At 70.6% G+C, this 21,372-nt stretch carries 20 protein-coding genes; 1 reads left to right on the plus strand and 19 read right to left on the minus strand.

The annotated features are described in order from the left end of the window. Window positions 1-40: 40 nt before the first annotated feature. The 9 genes from caldi_RS07590 to caldi_RS07630 form a co-directional block, all read right to left on the minus strand. Window positions 41-1,333 carry an SLBB domain-containing protein gene (locus caldi_RS07590; RefSeq protein ID WP_264844495.1) on the minus strand — a complete coding sequence of 431 codons (1,293 nt, stop codon included), beginning with the start codon at window positions 1,331-1,333 and terminating at the stop codon, window positions 41-43. Continuing rightward, window positions 1,330-2,121, minus strand: coding sequence for a formate dehydrogenase accessory protein FdhE (locus tag caldi_RS07595; protein ID WP_264844753.1), 792 nt, complete (start codon window positions 2,119-2,121; stop codon window positions 1,330-1,332). The genes caldi_RS07590 and caldi_RS07595 overlap by 4 nt, the downstream gene beginning before the upstream one ends. Before the next feature lie 104 nt (window positions 2,122-2,225). Continuing rightward, a complete protein-coding gene (locus caldi_RS07600) occupies window positions 2,226-3,626 on the minus strand; it encodes an IS200/IS605 family accessory protein TnpB-related protein (RefSeq protein ID WP_264844496.1) in 1,401 nt (466 codons plus the stop codon). Window position 3,627: 1 nt separating this feature from the next. Next, complete coding sequence (locus tag caldi_RS07605) at window positions 3,628-3,825, minus strand: hypothetical protein (protein WP_264844497.1); 198 nt, start codon at window positions 3,823-3,825, stop codon at window positions 3,628-3,630. Window positions 3,826-4,017: 192 nt separating this feature from the next. Next, the gene (locus tag caldi_RS07610) at window positions 4,018-4,461 is read right to left on the minus strand and encodes a hypothetical protein (protein ID WP_264844498.1); all 444 of its coding nucleotides are present in this window, start codon (window positions 4,459-4,461) and stop codon (window positions 4,018-4,020) included. Beyond that, window positions 4,461-5,177 (minus strand): formate dehydrogenase subunit gamma, encoded by a 717-nt coding sequence (locus caldi_RS07615; RefSeq protein ID WP_264844499.1) that lies wholly within the window; start codon window positions 5,175-5,177, stop codon window positions 4,461-4,463. The genes caldi_RS07610 and caldi_RS07615 overlap by 1 nt, the downstream gene beginning before the upstream one ends. 11 nt (window positions 5,178-5,188) lie before the next feature. Continuing rightward, a complete protein-coding gene (locus tag caldi_RS07620; RefSeq protein ID WP_264844500.1) occupies window positions 5,189-6,073 on the minus strand; it encodes a 4Fe-4S dicluster domain-containing protein in 885 nt (294 codons plus the stop codon). Window positions 6,074-6,102: 29 nt separating this feature from the next. Next, entirely contained in the window at window positions 6,103-9,153 is a 3,051-nt protein-coding gene (gene fdnG / locus caldi_RS07625) for a formate dehydrogenase-N subunit alpha (protein ID WP_264844501.1), read from the minus strand. A gap of 188 nt (window positions 9,154-9,341) precedes the next feature. After that, window positions 9,342-10,151: a formate dehydrogenase accessory sulfurtransferase FdhD gene (locus caldi_RS07630; RefSeq protein WP_264844502.1), complete on the minus strand. Its 810-nt coding sequence runs from the start codon at window positions 10,149-10,151 to the stop codon at window positions 9,342-9,344. A gap of 117 nt (window positions 10,152-10,268) precedes the next feature. On the opposite strand from caldi_RS07630, the gene fdhD reads away from it, so the two are divergent. Continuing rightward, window positions 10,269-11,009 carry a formate dehydrogenase accessory sulfurtransferase FdhD gene (gene fdhD / locus caldi_RS07635; protein ID WP_264844503.1) on the plus strand — a complete coding sequence of 247 codons (741 nt, stop codon included), beginning with the start codon at window positions 10,269-10,271 and terminating at the stop codon, window positions 11,007-11,009. Here fdhD and caldi_RS07640 read toward each other — a convergent pair. The 10 genes from caldi_RS07640 to caldi_RS07685 form a co-directional block, all read right to left on the minus strand. Next, window positions 10,983-11,855 (minus strand): flagellar motor protein MotB, encoded by an 873-nt coding sequence (locus tag caldi_RS07640; RefSeq protein ID WP_264844504.1) that lies wholly within the window; start codon window positions 11,853-11,855, stop codon window positions 10,983-10,985. The genes fdhD and caldi_RS07640 overlap by 27 nt on opposite strands. Before the next feature lie 6 nt (window positions 11,856-11,861). Continuing rightward, window positions 11,862-12,722 (minus strand): motility protein A, encoded by an 861-nt coding sequence (locus tag caldi_RS07645; RefSeq protein WP_264844505.1) that lies wholly within the window; start codon window positions 12,720-12,722, stop codon window positions 11,862-11,864. Between the two features lie 156 nt (window positions 12,723-12,878). Continuing rightward, window positions 12,879-14,327: a 4-hydroxyphenylacetate 3-hydroxylase family protein gene (locus caldi_RS07650; protein ID WP_264844506.1), complete on the minus strand. Its 1,449-nt coding sequence runs from the start codon at window positions 14,325-14,327 to the stop codon at window positions 12,879-12,881. 41 nt (window positions 14,328-14,368) lie between these two features. Next, complete coding sequence (locus caldi_RS07655; RefSeq protein WP_264844507.1) at window positions 14,369-15,079, minus strand: ABC transporter ATP-binding protein; 711 nt, start codon at window positions 15,077-15,079, stop codon at window positions 14,369-14,371. A gap of 52 nt (window positions 15,080-15,131) precedes the next feature. Beyond that, window positions 15,132-15,875, minus strand: a complete 744-nt coding sequence (locus tag caldi_RS07660) for an ABC transporter ATP-binding protein (protein ID WP_264844508.1) — start codon at window positions 15,873-15,875, stop codon at window positions 15,132-15,134. Further along, complete coding sequence (locus caldi_RS07665; protein ID WP_264844509.1) at window positions 15,853-16,824, minus strand: branched-chain amino acid ABC transporter permease; 972 nt, start codon at window positions 16,822-16,824, stop codon at window positions 15,853-15,855. The genes caldi_RS07660 and caldi_RS07665 overlap by 23 nt, the downstream gene beginning before the upstream one ends. A gap of 1 nt (window position 16,825) precedes the next feature. After that, on the minus strand, window positions 16,826-17,698 hold the full coding sequence (locus caldi_RS07670; protein ID WP_264844510.1) for a branched-chain amino acid ABC transporter permease: 873 nt from the start codon (window positions 17,696-17,698) through the stop codon (window positions 16,826-16,828). 87 nt (window positions 17,699-17,785) lie between these two features. Continuing rightward, window positions 17,786-19,093 carry an ABC transporter substrate-binding protein gene (locus caldi_RS07675; protein WP_264844511.1) on the minus strand — a complete coding sequence of 436 codons (1,308 nt, stop codon included), beginning with the start codon at window positions 19,091-19,093 and terminating at the stop codon, window positions 17,786-17,788. 49 nt (window positions 19,094-19,142) lie between these two features. Further along, on the minus strand, window positions 19,143-20,486 hold the full coding sequence (locus tag caldi_RS07680; protein ID WP_264844512.1) for a phenylacetate--CoA ligase family protein: 1,344 nt from the start codon (window positions 20,484-20,486) through the stop codon (window positions 19,143-19,145). 19 nt (window positions 20,487-20,505) lie between these two features. Beyond that, window positions 20,506-21,093, minus strand: coding sequence for a TetR/AcrR family transcriptional regulator (locus caldi_RS07685; protein WP_264844513.1), 588 nt, complete (start codon window positions 21,091-21,093; stop codon window positions 20,506-20,508). Window positions 21,094-21,372 lie beyond the last annotated feature (279 nt).

Here is a 21,372-nt window from a genome sequence, read left to right on the forward strand (position 1 = left end):
CCCTCCGGGCCCATTGTACCATTGACGCCGGCGGCCGCCGTCACCGGACCGGGGAAACCCGGCAGAACACCTCCAGCGCCCGCAGCATGGCGCGCCCCACGGACTCCGGGTACGGGCAGATGCCCGCCCGGCGGGTGAGCAGGTGCGCCTGGTGCCGGGCATAGGCCAGGAGCTCTGCGGGGTCCGCGAAGGCCGGCAGAGCCGCCGGGGCGCCGCCCTCCGTGCCGCCGGCCAGACCCGCCAGGGCGGCCAGGTAGCCGGCGAGGGCCCGGGTTCCGTTCGCGCAGCCCTGGCACTGGCCGCACGACCCCTCCGCGAGGACCTGCATGATCTCGGCGAACTGGACCGGGAGCGACGCCTCCGGCCCCAGGACGATCACGGTCCGGTTCCCCAGGACGGACCCGGCCCGGCCGAGATCCGCCCACGACAGGGGCACATCGAGCTCCTGCGGCCACAGCGGCGGCGACGCCAGCCCCCCCGGCAACACCGCCCGCACCGCAGCCGGGTCGGCCCCGGCGAGCCGCAGGAGGTCAGCGAGGCGGGTGCCCAGCGGCAGTTCGTACACGCCGGGCCGCCGGACGGCGCCGGTCACGGTGAACAGCGCGCTGCCGGGCTCGTCCGCCGTCCCGAGCGCCAAGTGGCGGTCGAGCCCCTCCCGGAACACGGCCGCGACCGCAGCGAGGGTCTCCACGTTCTGCACCAGGGTCGGCTGCCCGAAGAGCCCGCTCGCCTCGGGGTCCGGGGGCCGGATCTGGGGCCGCCCCTCCAGCCCTTCCAGGGCGTCGATGACCGCCGTCTCCTCCCCCGACACGGGCCCGGTGGCCGACGGCTGGAGGCGGACCTGCACCCCGGTGACGCTCGCCTCCCCGACGAGGCCGGCGCGCGCCGCCTCCTCGAGGGCCGACCGGAGGCCGGCGAGCGACTCCGGGGAGTCCCCCCGGACGTAGAGGTAGGCTTCCCGGGCCCCCACCGCACGGGCCGCGATCAGAAGCCCCTCCAGCACCCGGTGCGGGTGGTTGGCCATCAGGTAGCGGTCCTTCCGACTGATCGAGAGGCTCTCGGCCCCGTTGCCGATCACGTAGCGCGCGGCCGACGGGCCGGCGGCGACCCGCCGCCAGCGCTCGGCGACGGGCCGGCCCAAGGGGCCCCGGCCCCGCAGGCGGGCCCGGGCCACGACCTCCGCCGCCCAGCCGGCCCCCCGGGCCAGGACCTGCTCGAGCCCGGTGTACCCGCCCCGGGAGCGATACTCCTCCAGGCCCTCGGGGGTGCTCCGGCCCGGGTCGATCAGGAGCCCCGCCGTGCCGGGGCTCGCCGCGCAGACTCCGGCGCTCAATGCGCCCGCCCCCCTCGCCGGAAGCCCTCCCGCTGGGCCAGGAGATCGAGCTGGAGGGTGCGGGCGTCCTCCACGAAGAGGTCGACCCCCGGCATGGCGAGCGGGCCGCCGCTGCGCTGGTCGAGGGTCTTCATGTACCCGCCGCAGACCTCGCACGTGTCGACCCGCCAGGGTTCCAGTACCTCGAGGGTGAAGAACTGCACCTTCTTCGGGTCGTCCGCCCCGCACCAGACGCAGGACAGACGGGTCACCGGCCACTCGGTGTCGCACACGGGGCAGTGGAGGAAGCGGAGGTTGTCCGGGCGGATCCGGGCCACGTCGGCCTCCCGGCCGCAGACAGGACAGAAGGGCCGGCGCCACGCCGCCAGGCTTCGCCCCGCCACCAGGGTGGCCGCGAAGGGCCGGAGGACCGGCTGCAGGGCCAGCTCGGCGAGGGTGAGGAAGGTCTCCCCTTCGCCGTCCACCTGCGCCCACTCCAGCAACTCGGGCACCTGCCGGAGGACGGCCGCGGAGTAGAGGCGCTCGCGCTCTGCCTCACGGGCCGCCTCCACGCGGGGCTTCAGGCGCTCCCAGGTGGGCCCGAACCGGGGCTGTAGCGAGGCGAGGAGGTCACCGGCAGAGCGGAGGGCAGCGGTGAACTCGTCCGCCCCCGGCGGGGGCGGGACAGTGAGGATGAGCGGCTGCTCCAGGGGCGCATCGTCATCGCCGGCGGGCGGGCGCTCCGGCGCCGCGCTCGGGACGGGCGCCCGGCCGTCGACGTAGCGCCGCCACGCCTTGACGAAATCCATCCAGGACAACGGCGCCACCTCTCGCACGGAAGACGGCCGGCCGTTCCTGAAAACGTAAGCATTCGTGGGTAAAACGCCGTACTGATGGGAGAGTGAATGCTTACTTACGCCGGGCGAACAGCGCTCCCGACGGTTCGCGCCGGGGGGTCGCACCCCGGGACCCAAGCCAGACCATCCCGCTCCGGGCCGTGCGAGCCTACACCCGCCGGTACCGTGGCGGATAGGGGTACCCCCCTGCCTGGGCCTCCCTCGGAGGGACGCTCGTATAAAGCGTGCGTCAGCTTCCGCCCCCGCACGCCGGGGAGAATCCGGCGCCAGTCGCTCCAGACGTGCCGCCCGCGATTCCTTGCAGGTAGCGGACGGGCGTTTCCGGACCGGAGCCGCTCCCCAAACCTCAGGCCCCGCCGGGCGATCGCCACCGCCGCCGCAGCGTGCGGCGACAGCCCGTACCGGGCCATGAACTTGACCTTTCCGATCACGCTGGTGAACGCCGGGTTGACGGTGATCACTTCCACGCCCTCCCGTTCCGCACGGGACAGGAGCAAGGCGTGGAAGCAGGCGTAGGCGAAGTGCGACAACCGCCGGGCGTGCCGGTCGGAGACCTCCCGCAGCCGGGCCTTCTTCGTCCGGAAGTCCAGGCGTTCCACCACCACGGGCTTTCCGGCGGCCTTCGCCCAGGCCACCACGTCCGCCACAGCCTCTCCCAGTGTGGCCAGGACCTGTTCCCTGCGCCGGCCCTGGATCTGCAGCGGAATGTGCCGGGTTCCCACCGGGTTGCCGGAGCGGTCGATCTCCGCCACCGCCACCAGGCCGGGGTTCAGGTCCACCCCGACGGCCCCCGCCTGCCGGTGCGTCACCACCGGTGCAGGCATCCGCTCCGTGGTGGCGTAGAGGTACCAGGTACCGTCCTTACGCACGAACCGGTACGAGATGGCCTGCCCGGCCGCCAGGGCGGCGCCCAGCACGTCCTGGCCGTAGGCGAAGCGCACGCCCCGGATCAGCACGTGGGTGCCGTACTCGCCGGCCAGGGCGTTCGGGACCCGCAGCCGCAGGGTCCCGTCCGGAAAGAGGGTGCAGGTCTGGTTGCCGCCCGCCTCGTCCTTCGACCCGAGGCAGAAGAACGAGTCGCTGCGGGCCTTCCGCCAGGCCTGAAGCCACTCGTCGTGGGAGGCATAGCCATTCTCCGCCAGGTGGAACTGGGCACGGAACAGCTTGCGGGAGCCGAAGCAAAGGGAAGGCGGTCCCTGGTGGTTTTCCGCCGCCTCCAGCCGGGCCCGGAGCATGGCCAGGCGCCGGTTTTTTTGATGCAGGCGGAACCGGACCCGCTGGCGGCGCTCTACCCGCTCGTGGGGCGGCAGCTTGCGCGCCTGCCCGCTCCCCTTGGCCAGGGCCACATCCTCCCGCTGCAGCTTACGGATGGCCTTCTCCGTGGACTCGATCTGCCCTTGCAGGGTGCGGGTCCGCTGCTGCCGGGTCTCCTCGGCGGCCCGGACCTTGCCCTTCAACTTAGGCCATGGCGTTGAACTGGCGGGCCGTGAGGCCATGCCGGGCGATGTACTCCCGCTTGCATTCCTCTACAGGGCGGCGGCGGAAGTAGAGGTCCACGAACAGAAGCCGCTGCAGGCGCTGGTAGAGAGCGGCGATGGCGTCCAGGAGCGGGTACAGGGCCTCCTCCCGCAGGCGGGTCTGAAACGTGACCTGCACCTGACACCACGCTCCTGGAGGGCAGAATGGTAGTGTGCGCCAGACACGGAATAGCTTACCATAGCACACACGTTTGGGTCAAGAGGGATCTCGATTCAGAGGGGCCCCGATTCAACCTGTGTGGGGACCCCTCAAGAAAACTGACCTATACTGGCCTTTACTTATGAAAACAGCGAAAGGTTACAAACCCAATCACTCTCCGAACTGGACTTCGAGGTTGAGGGCCGGTAGCCCGAGCGGCTGCACGGCGAGGAGCCGCAGCGTCCGGGGCCCGTCGAGGCGGTAGACCGCTCCGTGCACCGACTGCTCGACCGAGAAGCCCGCCGGCAGCTTCAGAAGGCCGAAGCGAGAGGCGGGGACGAGGACGATCCACTCCGTCCCCTCTGCCGCCTCCAGCCGGCTCCGCACCGCGATCTGGAACCGGTCGGAACCGGCAGGCCGCTGAAAGCGCACCTCCACCGCGCCGGGACAGAGGATGTGGGCCACGCCGCTCCCGGCTTCATCGCCCCAGTCCGGCTCCCAGGCGACCGGCTCGTATTCGGGCGTCACGAGCCTTCCCGGGGCGTAGCGCCCCCGGCGGGCCGTGATGCCCGTGAGGTCCGGGCCCACCGTGCCGGGCGGACGGGCGGGCACCATCAGGCGGCCCCGGCTCCGGGCGGGGCCTCGCGGAGCTCGGCCGTGCCGCGGGCCAGTTCCTCCTCCACCCACTGGCGGTGCTCCATCCGGGCGTAGGACAGTTTCACGTAGCCGCTGATGACGGCCGAGAGCGCCTGCCGTGTGAACGGGTGCAGGAGCGTCAGGTAAAGATGGATTAACGCCATGGGGACGCCCACGAAGAACGAGAGGCTGTGGATGAGGAGCATCAGCCGGAAGGTCTGGACGCTGACCGCGCCCCGCAGGAGCCACATGACGGTGCCGGAGACCACGAACCCGATCCACGTCAGGATCACGATCCAGTAGTTCAGCTTGTGGCCCCCGTTGTACCGGCCCTGGGGGGGCACGTGCCCTTTCCCGGTGGTGTAGAAGACCGGGCCGGTCACGAAGAAGCGCAGGTCGTTCCGGGTGATCGTCACCAGTTCCTTCAGGTCCCGGAAGAAGCCCCGGGGCTCGAGGACGATGTAGAGCAGCGGCGCCAGCATCAGCCCGACCGCGGCCACCCGGTGGACGGTCCGGAGGGTCTGCCCGACGCTCCCCTGGAGGTAGACTCCGAGCCCGGTGACCGTTCCGTGCGGGTCCGGGCGCCACAGGAACAGGGCACCGGTCAGCGCCAGCACGAGCCAGGAGATCCCGAAGAGCCAGTGCACGAAGATCTGCCTGCCGGTGAACTTGCGGATCCACGCCTCGCGGGCCACGCCGTCACCTCCTATTCACCCTCGTGTCCGGAGTCGCCCTGGCCGGCCCGTGCGCCTGCGGAGGCGAACGCCCGGCGGGCCGCCAGCCAGTTGATGGCCATCCCGAACAGGGCCGCCCCCATCACGGCCTTGCCGATGGGCTGCACGGCATACTTCCACGCCTTGACCTTCCAGTCGACCCTGGGGTTCACGGGCAACCCGTAGACCTCGGGGGGCTCCGTCAGGACGTACAGCTCGTGCAGGCCGCCCAGCTCGTGCTCGCCGTACAGGTTCGCGTTCTTGAACCCCCGCGCCTTGAGTTCCTCGACCCGCTTCCTGCCCCACTCGATCAGGGCCTGCCGGTCGCCGTACTTGATGCAGTCGGTGGGGCAGGTCTTCACGCACGCGGGCTGGAGGCCATTCGAGATGCGGTCGTAGCAGAGCGTGCACTTGCCGGCCTTCTGGGCCTTCTGGTCCCAGGCCGTCCGGTCGACGTGGATGGCGTCGAACGGGCACGCCTGCTCGCAGTACGCGCAGCCGATGCAGGCGTCCTGGTCGAGCGTGACCACGCCGTAGTCGCCGTACTGCAGGGCGTTCGTCGGGCAGGCGGTCACGCAGCCCGCCTCCGTGCAGTGCATGCAGTTGTGCTTCTGGAAGAGCCAGCGGATGTCCCCGCTCTCCGGGTCCTCGTACTCCGTGAACTTGATGAGCGTCCACGTCTTGGCGTCGAGGTTCGAGTGGCTCTGGTAGGACCCGGTGAACCCCTCGATCCGGGCCTCGTTCTGGTTCCAGTGCTTGCAGGCGACCTCGCAGGCCTTGCAGCCGATGCACTCCGAGACGTCGACCAGCATGGCCACTTCCTGCTTCGGATTCCGGGGATCCGGCTGCCAGGCCTCCCAGGTTCCGACACGACCCACCGGTCACTCCCTCCCCTGCGCGGCCCCGATCAGCCCACGGGCGCGAGCTTGCGGACCCGGCCCAGGAACGCCTTCGATTCCTGGATGGCGACGTTGATGTCCGTGGCCTGCGGTGTCAGCGAGTTGACGATGTCGCCCTGGACGAACCCGCTCAGGGGCGCCCAGTGGATCGGGAGGCCGATCTCGTGCACGATCCGGTCCCCGAGCCGCAGGGGCCTCAGCCGCGGCGTCACGATGGCCTGCACCCTGACCTTGCCCCGGGCCGTCTCCACCTCCACCCAGTCGCCGGTCCGGATCCCGAGCTCCTGGCCGAGCTCCCGGGAGATCTCCACGAACGGCTGGGCGAAGGCCTCGGCCAGCCACGGCAGGTTGCGCGTCATGACCCCGGAGGTCTGGTGCTCGGTGAGCCGGTAGGTGGTCACCACGTACGGGAACTCCTCCGGCTTGCCGTAGTGGTCGTAGGGGGACTGGAACACGCGGGCGGTGGGGATGGACTGCTGCTTGTAGAGCCGGTTCTGCACGGGCGACTCCCAGGGCTCGTAGTGCACGGGCACCGGCCCGTCGGGGAGCGGCCCCCAGATGCCGCCGAGGCCCCACGGCTTCATGATGAAGGGCGTGTTGCCGGGCACGCCGACCGGCGAGACCTCGCCGGGGGCAACCGGGAGCATGTCGGGCACGTCGACGCCCTTCCACTTCTTCTCCGCCTCGTCCCACCACACGAGCGGCACCTTCGACCAGGGCCGCCCCTGCGGGTCGGCGGAAGCCCGGTTGTACAGGACCCGCCGGTTGGCCGGCCAGGCGAAGCCCCAGCCCAGGTGCAGGTAATCGGCCTTCCCGTCCGGACGCGCCTCCGTCCAGCCGTCGGGCCGGTTCGGGGCGGCCGGCTTGCGGCTGTCGGCCCGGTTGCCGGATTCGGGGTAGACGCCCGAGTAGATCCAGCAGCCGCAGGCGGTCGAGCCGTCGTCCCTGAGCTGCGCGAAAGTGGACAGGCGCTTCCCCGTGGCCACCTCGTACCCGTTGATCTCCGCCAGGACCTTGAGGTGGTCGATCTCGCCGGGATGCTCCTTCGACTCGTAGTCCCACACCAGGTCGAGGATGGGCCGGTCCTTGGCGGCGGTCGACCCGGCGTAGAGCTTCTTCAGGCGCAGGCCGATCTGCCAGGCGTACCAGGCGTCGCTCTTCGACTCACCCAGTGGCGCGATGGCCTGGTGCTTCCACTGGATCAGGCGGTGGCTGTTGGTGAACGAGCCCTCCTTCTCCAGCGGGCCGGCCGCCGGGAGGAGGAAGACCTCGGTCTTCACGTCCGCGGGGTTGTTGCCCTCCATCTTCCAGAACTCGGCCGTCTCGTTGTCGAAGAGGTCGACGACCACGAGCCAGTCGAGCTTGGGCATCACCTGGGGGATCTTCCGGGCGTTGGCCGAGCCCACGGCCGGGTTCTGGCCGAAGTTCAGCAGGCCCTTGATGACGCCCTCGTGGATGCCCTGGAAGATGTCGTAGTGGCTGTAGAAGCCCTTCCCCTTGGGCAGGTACTGGTAGGCGAACTCGTTCTCCGGCTGCGCGGCGTCCCCCCACCAGGCCTTGAGGAGGCTCACCATGAACTTGGGCTTGTTGACCCAGTAGCTGTCCTTGGCCGTGGTCCTCTCCAGGAAGTCCTTCAGCGTCTTGTCCTGCACGAGCGGGGTGCCGAGGTACCCGGGCAGGTCGTGGTAGAGCACGGCCAGGTCCGTGGCACCCTGGACGTTGGCGTGGCCGCGCAGGGCCGCGATGCCGCCGCCCGGCACCCCGATGTTGCCGAGGAGCATCTGCAGGATCGTGGCAGCCCGGATGTTCTGGACGCCCTTGGTGTGCTGCGTCCACCCCATGGCGTACGCGAACACCGCCGCCTTGCCGGGCTGGCCCGTGGACGTGATGATCTCCGCGATCTCCTGGAACGTCTCCACGGGAATCCCGGAGATCTCGCTGACCACCTCGGGCGTGTACTGCCCGTAGATGCGCTTGATGTGCTGGAAGACGGTGTTTGGGTCCTCCAGCGTGTCATCGCGCAGCGGCTTCCCGTCCTCGCCCTTCTGGAAGGCCCACGTGGCCTGGTCGTACTTCTTCTTCTCCGGGTTCCAGCCGCTGAAGAGGCCCTCCTCGAACCGGAAGTCCGGGTTCACCAGGAGTGGTGCGTTCGTGTAGTTGACGACGTAGTCCCGGTGGAACTTGCCGTGCGTGATCGCGTAGTTGATCAGCCCGCCGAGCACGGCGATGTCGGTGCCCGAGCGGAATGGCACCCACTTGTCCGCCTTCGACGCCGTTCGGGTGAAGCGCGGATCGATGACGATGACCTTCGCGCCCTTCTCCTTGGCGCGCAGGAACCACTTGAAGGAGATCGGATGATTCTCGGCGGCGTTGGAACCCATGAAGACGACGACGTCCGCGTTCTGGATGTCCCAGAACGACGTGGTCATGGCGCCACGCCCGAACCCCGTGCCCAGACCGGGCACCGTGGAGGAGTGTCATATCCGGGCGTGGTGCTCGAGGTACACCACGCCGAGGGCACGCATCAGCTTGGTGAGGAGGTACGCCTCTTCGTTGTCGATGCAGGCCGAGCCGATGTGGGCGACGGCCTCCAGCCGGTTGACCGTGACCCCGTCCTCCGTCTCGATGAAGTACCGGTCACGGGTCTCCTTGATCCGCCGGGCGATCTGGTCGAGGGCCCAGTCGAGCTCGACCTCTTCCCAGCGGTCGGAGTTCGGCCGGCGATACTTCGCCTTCAGGACCCGCTTCGGGTTCGGCCGGCCCAGAGCCTCGTACGCGAACTGGTACGAGGCGGCGCCCTTCGGGCACAGGGACCCCTCGTTGATCGGGCTGTCCGGGTTGCCCTCGAGCTGGAGCAACTGGCCCTCCTTGACGTAAGCGATCATCCCGCACCCGACGGAGCAGTGCGGGCAGACGGTCGGGACCTCCTTCGCCCGGGCGATGCGCAGCTCCTTGAGGTCCCTGGCCATGGCTCGCGTTTCGTCCGCGAACAGGAGCGCCGCCGTCGCAGCCGCCGAGAAACCGCTGATCCGGAGGAAATCTCGCCGGTTCAGTTCCAACCGCCCTACCTCCCCTCCCGGGAATCCTCTCTCTACCCGATCGGCCACCGGGCCTGCGCCCGATGGTCACTTTCTCATCCGTTATATGTACTCGGCGTCCTCTCTGAATCCTTCTCCATCCGATCGTTTGTCTGAGAAATGACGGAACGCCCCCCGCCACGCAGGGCGGGGGGCGTTCGTGCCGCCCCTCAGAGCCATTCCCCGCCGGTGTAGACGACCGGGCGTCGCCGCCCCAGATAGCCCACCAGGGTGATGCCGAGCCGCGTGGCCAGCCGCACCGCCAGATCCGTGGCGGCGGTGAGCGAGGCGCCCACGGCGACCCCGAAGCGGCCGAGCTTGGCGCACATCTCGTAAGAGATGCGCCCCGAGGTGAGGAACACGAGGCCGCCGGGATCCCAACCCCGGCGCAGGGCGGCGCCGATCACCTTGTCGGCGGCGTTGTGCCGCCCGATGTCCTCCCGCACGACCATGTCGCCGTCCGACAGCCGCACGAGGGCGGCCGAGTGCATCCCGCCGGTGGCCTCGTAGAGCCGCGCGGCCGCCTGCATCCGGGCGGCGAACGCGGCGAGGTCGGCCCGGCCGGGGGCGACCTGCCGGCGGACGGGCCGCAGCGACATCGCGTCGAACACCGACGAGAAGGTGACCCCCCGCCCGCAGCCGCTCGTGAGGTACCGCCGCCCGGCGAGGTCGGGCCGCCACCCGGGAGCCGGCCGGGCCTGCACCCGGACGAGCGCCGCGGAGACCGGGAACCCGGTGCCGACCACCGGCGGCGCGCCAGCCGGATGTACTGTGAGATGCTCGATCGCCTCGGGGCCGGTCACGATCCCCTCGGCGAAGAGAAAGCCGAGTGCCCAGTCGTCGAGGGATACCGGCGTGGTCTGAAGGGTCACGAGCGGGCTTCCGTTCAGTTCCAGGACGGTGGGACGCTCCACCGGATTCCCGGGCCGCCGCCCCGCCGTCCGGCGCCGGAGAAGTTCCGCCCGCAGGGCTCCGGCCATGATGCCCGCCTCCGCTGGGATGCTCCGCGTGTCAGGCGACCTCCTCTGTACAACCCGGTGGAAGTCGAGTAGCATTTCTGTGCAAAGCCACTTCTCTCCTGCTCGGGGGGGTTCGGCATGCGCACGCCCGGCCCCGACGGGCCCCCCGCCCCGGTGGAGTACCCGGTGACCCTCTACCTGGACGACGAGGAGCACGTCACCGTCCAGGCCACCCCCCTGGACCTGGAGGACTTCGCCATCGGTTATCTCTACGCCGAAGGGCTCATCGCGGGGCCGGAGGACATCCGGCGCCTGGCCGCGGATCCCGAGCGAGGCCTGATCTGGGTGGACCTCCGGCACCCCGTCGCCGGCGCGACGGGCCCCGGCGGCCCCAGGCCGGTGCAGGGCGCCGAGCGCGGCGTCCTGCCCGGCGGACTGGACGCCCTCCGGCCCGTGCCGGAGGGCGTCCGGGTGGCCCGCCGGGACCTCGTGGAGTGGCTGAAGGTCATGGGCCGCTCCACCCCGCTCTACCGCCGGTCGGGCGGGGTGCACGCCGCGATGCTCGTCCATGTCCCCTCCGGCGAGCACGTCATCCGGGAGGACATCGGCCGGCACAACGCGGTCGACAAGGTGATCGGCGCCGCGCTGCGGCGCGGCTGGACCGGCCCGGAGGCCGTCCTGCTCACCTCCGGCCGCATCTCCTTCGAGATGTGCGCACGCCTCGTCCGGTTCGGCGCCGGGCTGGCGGCCAGCCGCACCACCGCCACCGACATGGCGGTGGAACTCGCCGGACGGATGGGGGTCGACCTGATCGGCTACCTGCGCGGCGAGCGCGACCTCGCCCTGTTCACGTCAGGGCGCCGGCTCCTGGACCCCTGACGGCGCCGCCGGCTCCTGGATCGCCCCGGGCACCGTCTCCTGGCCGGTGGCGGTGACGTGCGTGTCGAGGCCGACCCGGTAGTGCTCGCGCAGGATCACGATGTCCACCCGGCGGTTGCGGGCCCGCCCCTCCGGGGTCGAGTTGTCGAAGGCCGGCCGGAACTCGGCGTAGCCCACGGCGATGAAACGCCGGGGGTCCAGCCCCTCCACCTCGGTGAAGTACCGCACGACCTCGGTGGCCCGGCGGACGGACAGTTCCCAGTTCGACGGGAACATGGGCGTGTTGATCGGCCGGTCGTCCGCCGACCCCTCCACGCTGACGTCGTTGGGGATGCCGCGTAGCCGGTCGGCGATGGCGTGCAGCAGCGGCCGGGCCTCCGGCCGGATCGACACCTCGCCCGGCCCGAAGAGGGCCGTGCCGACCAGGCTCAGCACCACGCCGCGCTCCGACGTGTAGACGGCGAACCGACCCTCGCCTTTCAGGGTGATCGCCAGGTCGCGGCCCAGCCGCACCAGGGGGTCCTCCTCAGGCAGCGCGCCCGGGGGGACCGCCGCCCCGGCGGTCGGCGGCGCGGCCGGGCGCCCGGGCAGGACCGGCAGGTCCGCCGGCATGGGCAGCTCGGCGGTGCCCGTGCCGCTGCCGTCCTGACCCGTGGTACCCGGCAGGATCCCGCTGCCGCCGCTGATGGCAATCTGCAGTGACCGGGCCAGGGCCGCGTACTTCTGCTTGTCCACGCTGGCCATGGCGAACAACACGATGAAGAAGACCATCAGGAGCGTGATCATGTCCGCGTAGGTGAGGAGCCAGCGCATGCTGCCTCCGCCGCCGTGTCCGCCGCCCGCCACCGCGCATCAGTCCCCCTTCGCCGCCGCGGCCGCCTTCGCCGCCCCGGGAGCGCCGGCGCGCGCCCCCTTGCGGCCACGGGCGGGAGACCCGGACGTGCCGGACGGGGCGGCCTTGTCCCTGGCGTGGTCGACCAGGAAAACCTCGAGCTTCTCCCGCAGGGCGCCGGGGTTCTCCCCCGTGTGGATGCCCGCCACCCCGACGAGGATCATCTGCCCGGTCTCGACCGCCCGCTGGGCCTGCGCCTTCACCTTCGCCCCCAGGGGCAGCCAGAACAGGTTCGCCGTGAAGATGCCGTAGAAGGTCGCCATGAAGGCCACGGCGATCGCAGGGCCCAGCTTCTCCGCCTCCGAGAGGTTGCCGAGCACGTGCACCAGGCCCATCACCGTGCCGATGATCCCCACGGTGGGCGCGTAGCCGCCCGCCTGCTCCAGGATCGCGGCCATCTCCTCCACCCGGTGCCGCTCGAGCTCCATCTCCTCGAGCAGGCTCTCCCGCACCTTCTGGGGGTCGTTGCCGTCGATCGCCATCCCCAGGCCCCGCCGCAGGAGCGGGTGGGCGATGGCCGGCAGGCGCTCCTGCAGGGCGAGCACCCCGTCCTTGCGGGCGATCTCGGCCATCTTCACCATGTCCTGGATGAGCGCCCGGCGGTCCTCGTCCGGCGGCCGGAACGCCCGGGCGATCGCCCGGGGCAGCTGCGCGAAGCTCTTCAGAGGGAAGGTCGTCATGGTGAAGCCGATCGTCCCGCCCACGACCAGGATGAAGGCGGAGGTGTTCCAGAGCTGCGACACCTCGCCACCGTCCAAGATGATGGAGGTGACGAGCGCCGCGATGGCGACCAGCATGCCCGCGGGGGTGGCCCAGTCCAAGGGGAGACCCTCCTGGATCGTTACGAAGGTGTGACAGGGAGGCGCTGTCTTTTTTATTGCGCCGGCCATGGCAAAGTTTCCTGCCTTTGGCGTAGGGAATGGACAAAAAAAGCAGCCCGGGGCTCCCCCCCGGGCCGCCCCACCGGCGTGGAGCCGTCAGCGGCCCTCCTCCGTCCCCACCCCGGCGATGCGCTCCGCCAGCCGGCGGCGCTTCACCCAGTCGAACAGGCGCTGCACCACGACCTTCTGGGCCTGCGGCGAGCCGGCACCGTGCATGCACTCGATGATCGGCGTGGCCCCCGTCATGTTCTCCACCAGCCGCCCCAGGCGGATGCGATCTTCCGCCGGCACGTCGGCCCGGGTCTGGTAGTACTTGCGGATGAATTGCCCCACCCGCGGGTTGTCCAGTTCCCGCTCGGAGGGCATCGTCGCCACGAACCCGCCGGCGATGTCCTGCGCCAGCCGGGTCACCTCCGGGTAGTACCGCGCCGTGTTCAGCTTCGCCGTGTTCGCCAGCAGCGGGTTCACGAACGCCGTCCCGCAGGCCAGCTTCGTGCACTCGTAGCTGCACGCCAGCGCCCCGCCGTACATCGTCTCCACCATGTGGGCCATCTCGGCCAGCTTGTCCCGCACGTGCGACGCCTTCGCCGTGCCCTGCATCTCCGCCAGCGCCAGCGTCGCCCCGATCAGCACGTCCAGGTTCCCGCTCTTGCACCCGCCGTAGTTCTGCCGGTGGTAGGCGGTGAACCGCTCCACGATCGTCGACGCGAACTCCCACTCCCCCAGCAGGAACACCCGCTCGTACGGCACGAACACGTCGTCGAAGATCACCAGCGCCTCCCCGCCCACCACCCCGTACGTCGGGTTCCCCTGGTCGATCTTCCCCTCCCACTTCCGGCTGTCGTTCACCTGCCGGCCGAAGACCTGGATCACCCCGGGGGCGTCGGCCGGCACGGCGAACGCCACCGCGTAGTCCTTGTCCTCCGGCCCCAGCGACTGCCCCGGCAGCACGATGAACTGGTGCGAGTTCACCGCCCCCGTCTGGTGCATCTTCGCGCCCCGGACCACGATCCCGTCCGACCGACGCTCCACCACCCGCACGAACAGGTCCGGGTCGTGCTGCTCGTGCGGCCGCTTCGAGCGATCGCCCTTCGGGTCGGTCATGGCGCCGCCCGACATCAGGTCCCGGTCCTGCGTCTCGATGAGGAAGCGCTTGAACCGCTCGTGGTAGTCCGTGCCGTACTTCTTGTCGACGTCGTGCGTGACGCTGTAGAGCGTGATCAGCGCGTCCATCCCCACGCAGCGCTGAAAGCAGGTGCCCGTGATCTGCCCGGCCACCCGCAGCATCTTGACCTTCTTGACCAGGTCCTCCTGGTTCTGCGGGATGTGGGTCCACCGGTTGATCCGGCGGCCCGTGAGGTGCGAGACCGCGGAGGCCAGGTCGGCGTATTCGGGGTCGTGGGCCAGGTCGTAGGTGACGGCGGCCGTGTTGACGTGCGGGCGGATGGCCGGGTGATCCACCACGCTCTCCACCCGCTGCCCCATGAAGTAGACCTCGGTCTTCAGCCGGCGCAGGCTCTCGATGTACTCCGCTCCGGTCATCATGCTGCGGGGTCCTCCTCTCTCCGGGCAAGCCCCAGGTGCACTTACACCGCCAGGGCGCGGACGACCTCCTCCGAGCGCGCGCACACCTCCATGGGTCCTTCCAGGAGCACCTGGCCCTTCTGGAGCACATAGCCCCAGTCGGCCACCTGGTTCGCGAAGCCGAGGTTCTGTTCGGCGAGGAGCATCGTGACCCCTTCCCGCTTCAGGGCCTGCACGACGTCTGCCACCGCCTTCACCATGACCGGCGCCAGCCCCTCCGTCGGCTCGTCCAGGAGGAGCACCTCCGGGTTGCCCACCAGCGCCCGGGCCACAGCCAAGAGCTGCTGCTCGCCCCCGGACAGGAGCCCGCCCTTGCGCCCCATGAGCCGGCCCAGGAGGGGGAACAGCTCGAGCACCTTCTCCACCGTCCAGGTGCGGCGCCCTCCCGGGCCAGGCCGGCTGGCGATGGCCAGGTTCTCCTTCACCGTCAGGTCCGGGAAGATCCGGCGGTCCTCCGGCACGTAGCCGATCCCCAGGCGCGCCAGGGCGGACGGGCGCCGCCCGGTCACGTCCTGCCCGCGCAGGCGCACCTGACCGCCGCGCGGCGGCAGGATCCCCATGGCCGCCTTCATGGTCGTCGTCTTCCCGGCCCCGTTGCGGCCGAGGAGGGCGACCACCTTTCCCTTCGGGACCCGCACGGTGACCCCGAACAGCACCTGGCTGGGGCCGTAGGCGGCCTGCAGGTCCACGATCTCCAGCACCGGCTGCTCCAAGCTGCGCGTCCTCCCTTTCCGGCGGCTGCCCCGTGGGTCCCCTCCGCCGCCGTCAGTTCCCCAGGAACGCCGCCCTCACGGCCGCGTTGGCCACGACCTCGGCGGCAGTCCCCTCGGTGAGCACCTGGCCCTGGTGCAGGACCGTGATGCGGTCCGCCGTGGCCAGGACGGCGTCGACGTCATGTTCGGACAGGATGACCGTCTTCCCCTGGTCGCGGGCCAGCCAGCGGATGAGGTCGAGGATGCCCGTCCGCTCGGCCGGCGCCAGGCCCGCCAGGGGCTCGTCGAGGATCAGCACGCGGGGCTCCACCGCCAGGGCAATGGCGATGTCGAGCCGCTTCTGATCGCCGTAGGGGAGGGTGCGGGCGGGGGCGTCCGCCCACGCCCCGAGGCCGACCGCCTCGAGGACCTCGAGCGCCCGCCGGCGCTCCGCCGCATAGCCGGCCACGTGCCGCCAGAGCCGCCGCGCGTGGCCGGCCCGGGCCAGCACCGCGGCCAGCACGTTCTCCAGGACGGTGAGCCCCAGAAAGGCGTTCGAGCGCTGGAACGATCGCCCGAGGCCGGCCCGCGCGAGGCGGGGCGCCGTCCATCCGGTCACGTCGCGGCCCAGGAGGGTGACCGTGCCCCCGTCAGGCAGGATCCAGCCGCTCAGGAGGTCGAAGCAGGTGCTCTTCCCCGCCCCGTTGGGGCCGATGACGGCGCGGATCTCCCCGTCCTCCACGTCCAGGCTCACGCCGCCCACGGCCACCACGCCGCCGAACGCCTTGCGCAGGTCACGCGCGGACAGGACGGTCATGGCTCGCCCCCCTTCCGGCCAGCCGCTCCGCCAGGGCGGCGAGGCCCCCCGTGACCCCTCCGGGGAAGAACACGAGGACGATCAGGATGAGTCCGAGCGTGAGCGACCAGTACTCCCAGATGCGCCGGATGTACGTCTGCAGCCCCAGGTACACCAGGGCGCCCACGGCCGGCCCGAGGAAGCTGCCGTGGCCGCCGAGGATCGCCACCGCCACCGCGTCCGCCGACTGGCCCCAGTGCACCACCGTGGGAAACACGCTGTGCTGGTACCAGGTGCGCATCGCGCCGGCCACCCCGGCGATGGCGGCCGCGATCACGAAAGCGGCGAGCTGGTGCCGGCGGATCTCGACGCCCAGGAAGGCCGTGCGCTTCGGGTTCTCCCGGATCGCCCGCAGGGCCAGGCCGAAGGGCGAGTTGACCACCCGCCACAGCACGTAGAGCCCGGCCGCCAGCACGACCAGGGTGAGGCGGTAGAATGCGCCCGGCGAGGCGAAGGAGAGCGGGCCGATCGAGGCGGCGGGCAGCCCCACGATGCCCGTGTCCCCGTTCGTGAGGCTGTACCAGCGCGCGGCCAGTGCGTAGAGCATCTGGCCGAAGGCGAGCGTCAGCATCGTGAAGTACACCTGCGACAGGCGCACGACGAAGAACCCGATCACCAGGCCCGCCAGCGCGGCCGCCAGCGCCGCCAGGGCCGTGGTCCCGAGGAAGGAAGCCAGCCCGGCCTTCTTCACCAAGAGCGCCACGGCATAGCCGCCGACCCCGTAGAACGCGGCGTGCCCGAGCGAGAGCATGCCGCCGTACCCCAGGAGCAGGTTGAAGCTGGTCGCGTAGAGCGCCAGGATGGCGGCCTCCGTGGCCAGCTGAACCGCGTACGCGGAGCCGAACGCCGGCACGAGCCAGAGGATGGCCAGGGTGGCCGCCCCGAGGCCGACTTGCACCGCCCGACCCACGTCAATTCCTCCCCACCGGCGGCACCCCGAGGAGTCCCCAGGGCCGGACGATCAGGATGACGGCCATGGTCAGGTACACGAGCGCCAGCTCGAACACCGGGAAGTAGGCGATCCCGAACGAGCGCAGGAGGCCGATGAACACCGCCCCCACGAGCGCCCCCCAGATGCTGCCGAGCCCGCCCACCACCACGACGATGAACGCCTCGATCACGACCTCCACCGCGAAGCCGGGCGAGACCGTCTGAATCGGCAGGATCAGGGCCCCGGCGAGGCCGGCGAGGGCGCTCCCGGCGGCGAACACGGCCGCGCCCAGGGCCGGGACGCTGTACCCCAGCGCCTCGGTCATCTCCCGGTCCGCCGACGCCGCCCGGATCACGGCCCCCACCCGGGTGCGGTAGAGCACGACCCACAGCAGCACCGCCACCGCGGCGGCGATCGCCATCAGCGCCAAGTAATAGGAAGGAAAGAGCGCCGAGCCCACCTGCACCGGCCCGGCGAAAGGGGGCGGGAACGAGAGGGACTTGTAGTCGCGGCCCCAGATGAGCTTGACCGCGTCCTCGGACACCAGGACGAGCCCGTAGGTCAGGAGGATCTGGTACAGCTCTTCCCGGGCGTAGAGAAAGCGCAGGAGCCCGCGCTCCAGGGCGATGCCCAGGGCTGCGAGCACGGCGAGCGCCGCCAGCGTGCCCACCCAGAACCTCCCGGTCACCCCGCCGGCCGCCGCGAAGGCCACGTACGCCCCCAGCATGGCCAGGGACCCGTGGGCGAAGTTCACGATCCGCATGACCCCGAAGATGAGGTTCAGCCCCGTCGACAGCAGGAACAGGAAGGACGCGAAGGTGAGCCCGTTGAGCACCTGCAAGACGAGTGCCACTGCGGCACCTCCTGGGACGACGAACCGGGGCCGGCACGCGGGCCGGGGACGGCCGGCCCCGCCCCCGGCCCGCGCCCCTCACCCCGTTCAGCGCTTGTTCTGCGGCGGATAGGTCACGTCGGCCGCCGGCACGACGGTGATCCGGTCGAGGATGGCGAACGGGTACTGGTCGGTGTGCTTGGTGTAGCCCCAGACGAGGTCCTCGAAGACCTGGTGGTCCTCGGGGCGGATCGTCTTCTTGCCCTCCGGAGCGTCGAAGGAGAGGCCCTCGAGCGCCTTGACCACGGCGTCGGCGTCGGTGGTGCCGGCCTTCTCGACCGCCGCCTTGTACATGTAGAGCGCCGCATAGCCTTCCTGGGCCACGTAATCCGGGTACTCCTTGAAGCGCTCGTAGTACGCCTTCACGAAGTTCTTGTTCCGCTCGGTCTCCGGGTACAGGAACCAGTAGCGGGTGGAGACCAGCAGGTTCTCGGGCATGTCCTTGCCCAGCGGGACCAGGACCGAAAGCGAGGCGCCGACGGGGTCGACGAAGAGCTTCACCTTGTCGAAGAAGCCGAAGCCCTTCGCCTGCCGGATGAAGGTCACCAGGTCGCCGCCCCAGATCACCGAGAAGACGGCCTCGGGCTGGGCGTTCAGGATGGACGTGATGTGGCTGGTGTAGTCGGGGGCGTTGAAGGGCGGCCAGGCCTCGCCCACGACCTCCACGTCGGGCTTGAGCTGCTTCAGCCGGGTGATGAAGTCCTGCCATGAGACGCGCCCGAACTCGTAGTCAGGCCCGATGTTGGCCCAGCGCTTGTAAGGCAGCTTCGCGGCGAGGGCCGCCGCGGCCCATGCGTCCATCCGGGCGTCGTTGTTCACCCGGAACACGTACGGGTTCCAGGCCTCGCCCACCAGCTTCGGGGTGGCGGCGTGGGTGACCAGCAGGGGCTTCTTCAGCTCGCCGACCACCTGGGCGACGTTGAGGACGCTGGAGCTGGAGTCGACCCCGATGAGGGCGTCCACCTTCTCGTCCAGGATGAGGCGCCGGGCCTCCTGGGCCGCCACGTCCGGCTTGCCCTGCTCGTCGATCACCTTCACCTCGACCGGCCGGCCGAGGATGCCGCCCTGCTTGTTGATCTCTTCGGCGGCGAACTGGAGCCCCTGGCTGCCCGCCTTGCCGTAGAGCGCCAGGCGGCCGGAAAGGATGTACAGGGCGCCGATCTTGATCGGCTGGGCCTGCTGCTGGCCGCCCCCCGCGCCGCCACCCGACGGCTGGGCGGCCGCCGGCTGCTGCTGTGCACCGCCCGCGGGCTGGGAAGACGTCCCCGCCCCTTGCCCACCGCAGCCGGCCGCCAGGGCCACCAGCCCCAGCGCCAGCACGAGGGCCAGCCGGCGCGTCAGACCTGTTCGAGACACTTCGCGACCTCCCCTTTCTTCGCTGTGCCTGCGCGGGGCGCAGGCCGGTCTACGCATCGCCCGCGCCGGCCGCCGGTCCGGCCGCCGCCAGGCGTACGACCCGCTTGGCCTTGAACTCGGTGCGCTGCAGGGTCCCCGCCGGCACGAGGCGCACGTCGGGGGTGACCAGGCACTCCTGCTTGAGCCGGGCCCGGAGCCTCTCGGACACCTGCGCGGGGTCTCCGGCGCCCGGCAGGATCTCGGCCACGACCGTACAGCGCTCCACCATGCCGCCGGAGCCCGCCACCTCGATGCGGTACTCGTCGGTCAGCTCGGGGAGCGAGCGCACCGCGTTCTCCACGTTGCTGGGGTAGAACTTGGCGCCCCGGTACACGATCATGTCGTCGTGCCGGCCCAGGATCCCGCCGGGCGAGCGGGCGTGGGTCCGGCCGCAGGCGCACGGCTCGGGGTCGAGCCGGGCGTAGTCGTTCGTCCAGTAGCGGAGCATCGGGGTCGCTTCCCGGGTGAGGTGGGTGATCACCAGGACCCCGACCTCCCCGGGGCGGACCGGCTCCATCGTGGCGGGGTCGATGACCTCGATCAGGTGGTGGTCCTCGCTCCAGTGCAGGCCGGCCTGGGCCGTGCACTCGGAGGCGAAGGTCGGCCCGATCTCGGCCAGCCCGTAGTAGTCGTACGCGGCCCCGCCGAGCCGGGCCTCGAGCTTCGCCCGGGTGGCCGGCGCCTCGGTGCCGGCCTCGCCCCCCAGGGCGACCGCCTTCAGGTGCAGGTCTTCCGGGCCGATCCCGGCCTCGGCCAACTTCTCGGCGATGTACAGGCCGTACGAGGGCGTCGCGGTCAGGACCGTCGACCGGGCGCGGGTGAGGAAGTCGATCTGCCGGTCCGTGAGCTGCGCCCCGATCGGGATGACCAGCGCCCCCAGCCGCCGGCCGGCGTAGTGGACGGCCATCCCGGCCACCCAGAGGCCGTAGCTGAAGGCGTTCTGGATGACGTCCCCCGGCCGCGTCCCGAAAGACCAGAGGGTGCGGGCGGTGAACTCGGTGATGTTGCGGATGTCGTTCTCGCTCCAGATCGTCAGGACCGGCGCGCCGGTGGTCCCCGACGAGGGGTGGATCTCCCGCCACGTCTCCGGGGGCGCCACGGTGAAGCGGCCGTACGGGGGGTGCGCCGCCTGCTCGTCCCGCAGCTCCTGCTTGGTCACGAAGGGGATGCGGCGGATGTCGTCCAGGGTGCGGATGTCCTCCGGCCGCACCCCCGCCCGGTCCATCCGCTCGCGGTAGAACGCCGAGCCCTCGTAACAGCGGCGCACCTGCCACCGCAGGCGCTCGAGCTGGAGCCGGCGCAGCTCCTCCCGCGGCATCGTCTCGATCTCGGGGTGGAGGAAGGCGCGTTCCACCCGGCCGACACCTCCCACATCAGGATCGGAGGCCCTGGAGGATCAGGCTGCTGAACATCTCGCCGACCTGCCGGGGCGTCAGGGGCCCGTCCGGACGCAGCCACTGGTAGGTCCAGTTGCACATGCCGAAGATGGCGAAGGTGACGATGCGCGGGTCGAGGTCCTGGCGGAACTCGCCGCTCCGCATGCCCTCCTCGACCAGTTCCCGCACCAGGGCCTCGTACCGGTCGCGCTTCTGCTTCACCAACGCGAACTTTTCCGATGACAGGGAGCGCCTTTCCTCGAAGAAGACGGTGACATGCGGACGGTACAGGGCGATGCTCTCCACCAGGTCCACGATGACCTGCCGGAGCCGTTCGGCCGCCGGGCCGGGCTGGCTACGGACCGCCTCGCCCCGCTCGAGTTCGTAGGTGATGAAGGTCTCGTGGATGAGGTAGAGGAGGTCGTCCTTGCTGGCGAAGTGGTGGTAGAACCCACCCTTGCTGCAGTTGGCGGCGGTGATGATGTCCTGGAGGGAGGTGGAATGGTACCCCTTCTCGAGGAAGAGCTGGAGGGCTGCGCTCACGATCTGGTTTCGCAGCGACTCGGCAGCCGTCTGCAGACCCATACCTCCCGCTGCAATCGACTGGGTTCTCCGAATGGGTCCTTCCGACCGACCGGTCTGTCTTGGGTTTCATTGTAGCGAACGGGCCAAGTCTGACAAGTGCCGGTTGGCAAGTTACGACGAGAACTATCCGCCCAGTGAATCGACAGACAAGTGAGGCATCCGCACGCGCGGGTCGTGGTGGCCGTCTTCCTGACACACGGTTCGCTGGAGCCGGGGCGGTGGGTCACACGGGGACTGTGGCCTGGGTGGGCGAGGTGCCTCCCTCGCAGCCGCCGCCGT

The organism is Caldinitratiruptor microaerophilus, from assembly GCF_025999835.1.
GTDB lineage: Bacteria > Bacillota > Sulfobacillia > Symbiobacteriales > ZC4RG38 > Caldinitratiruptor > Caldinitratiruptor microaerophilus.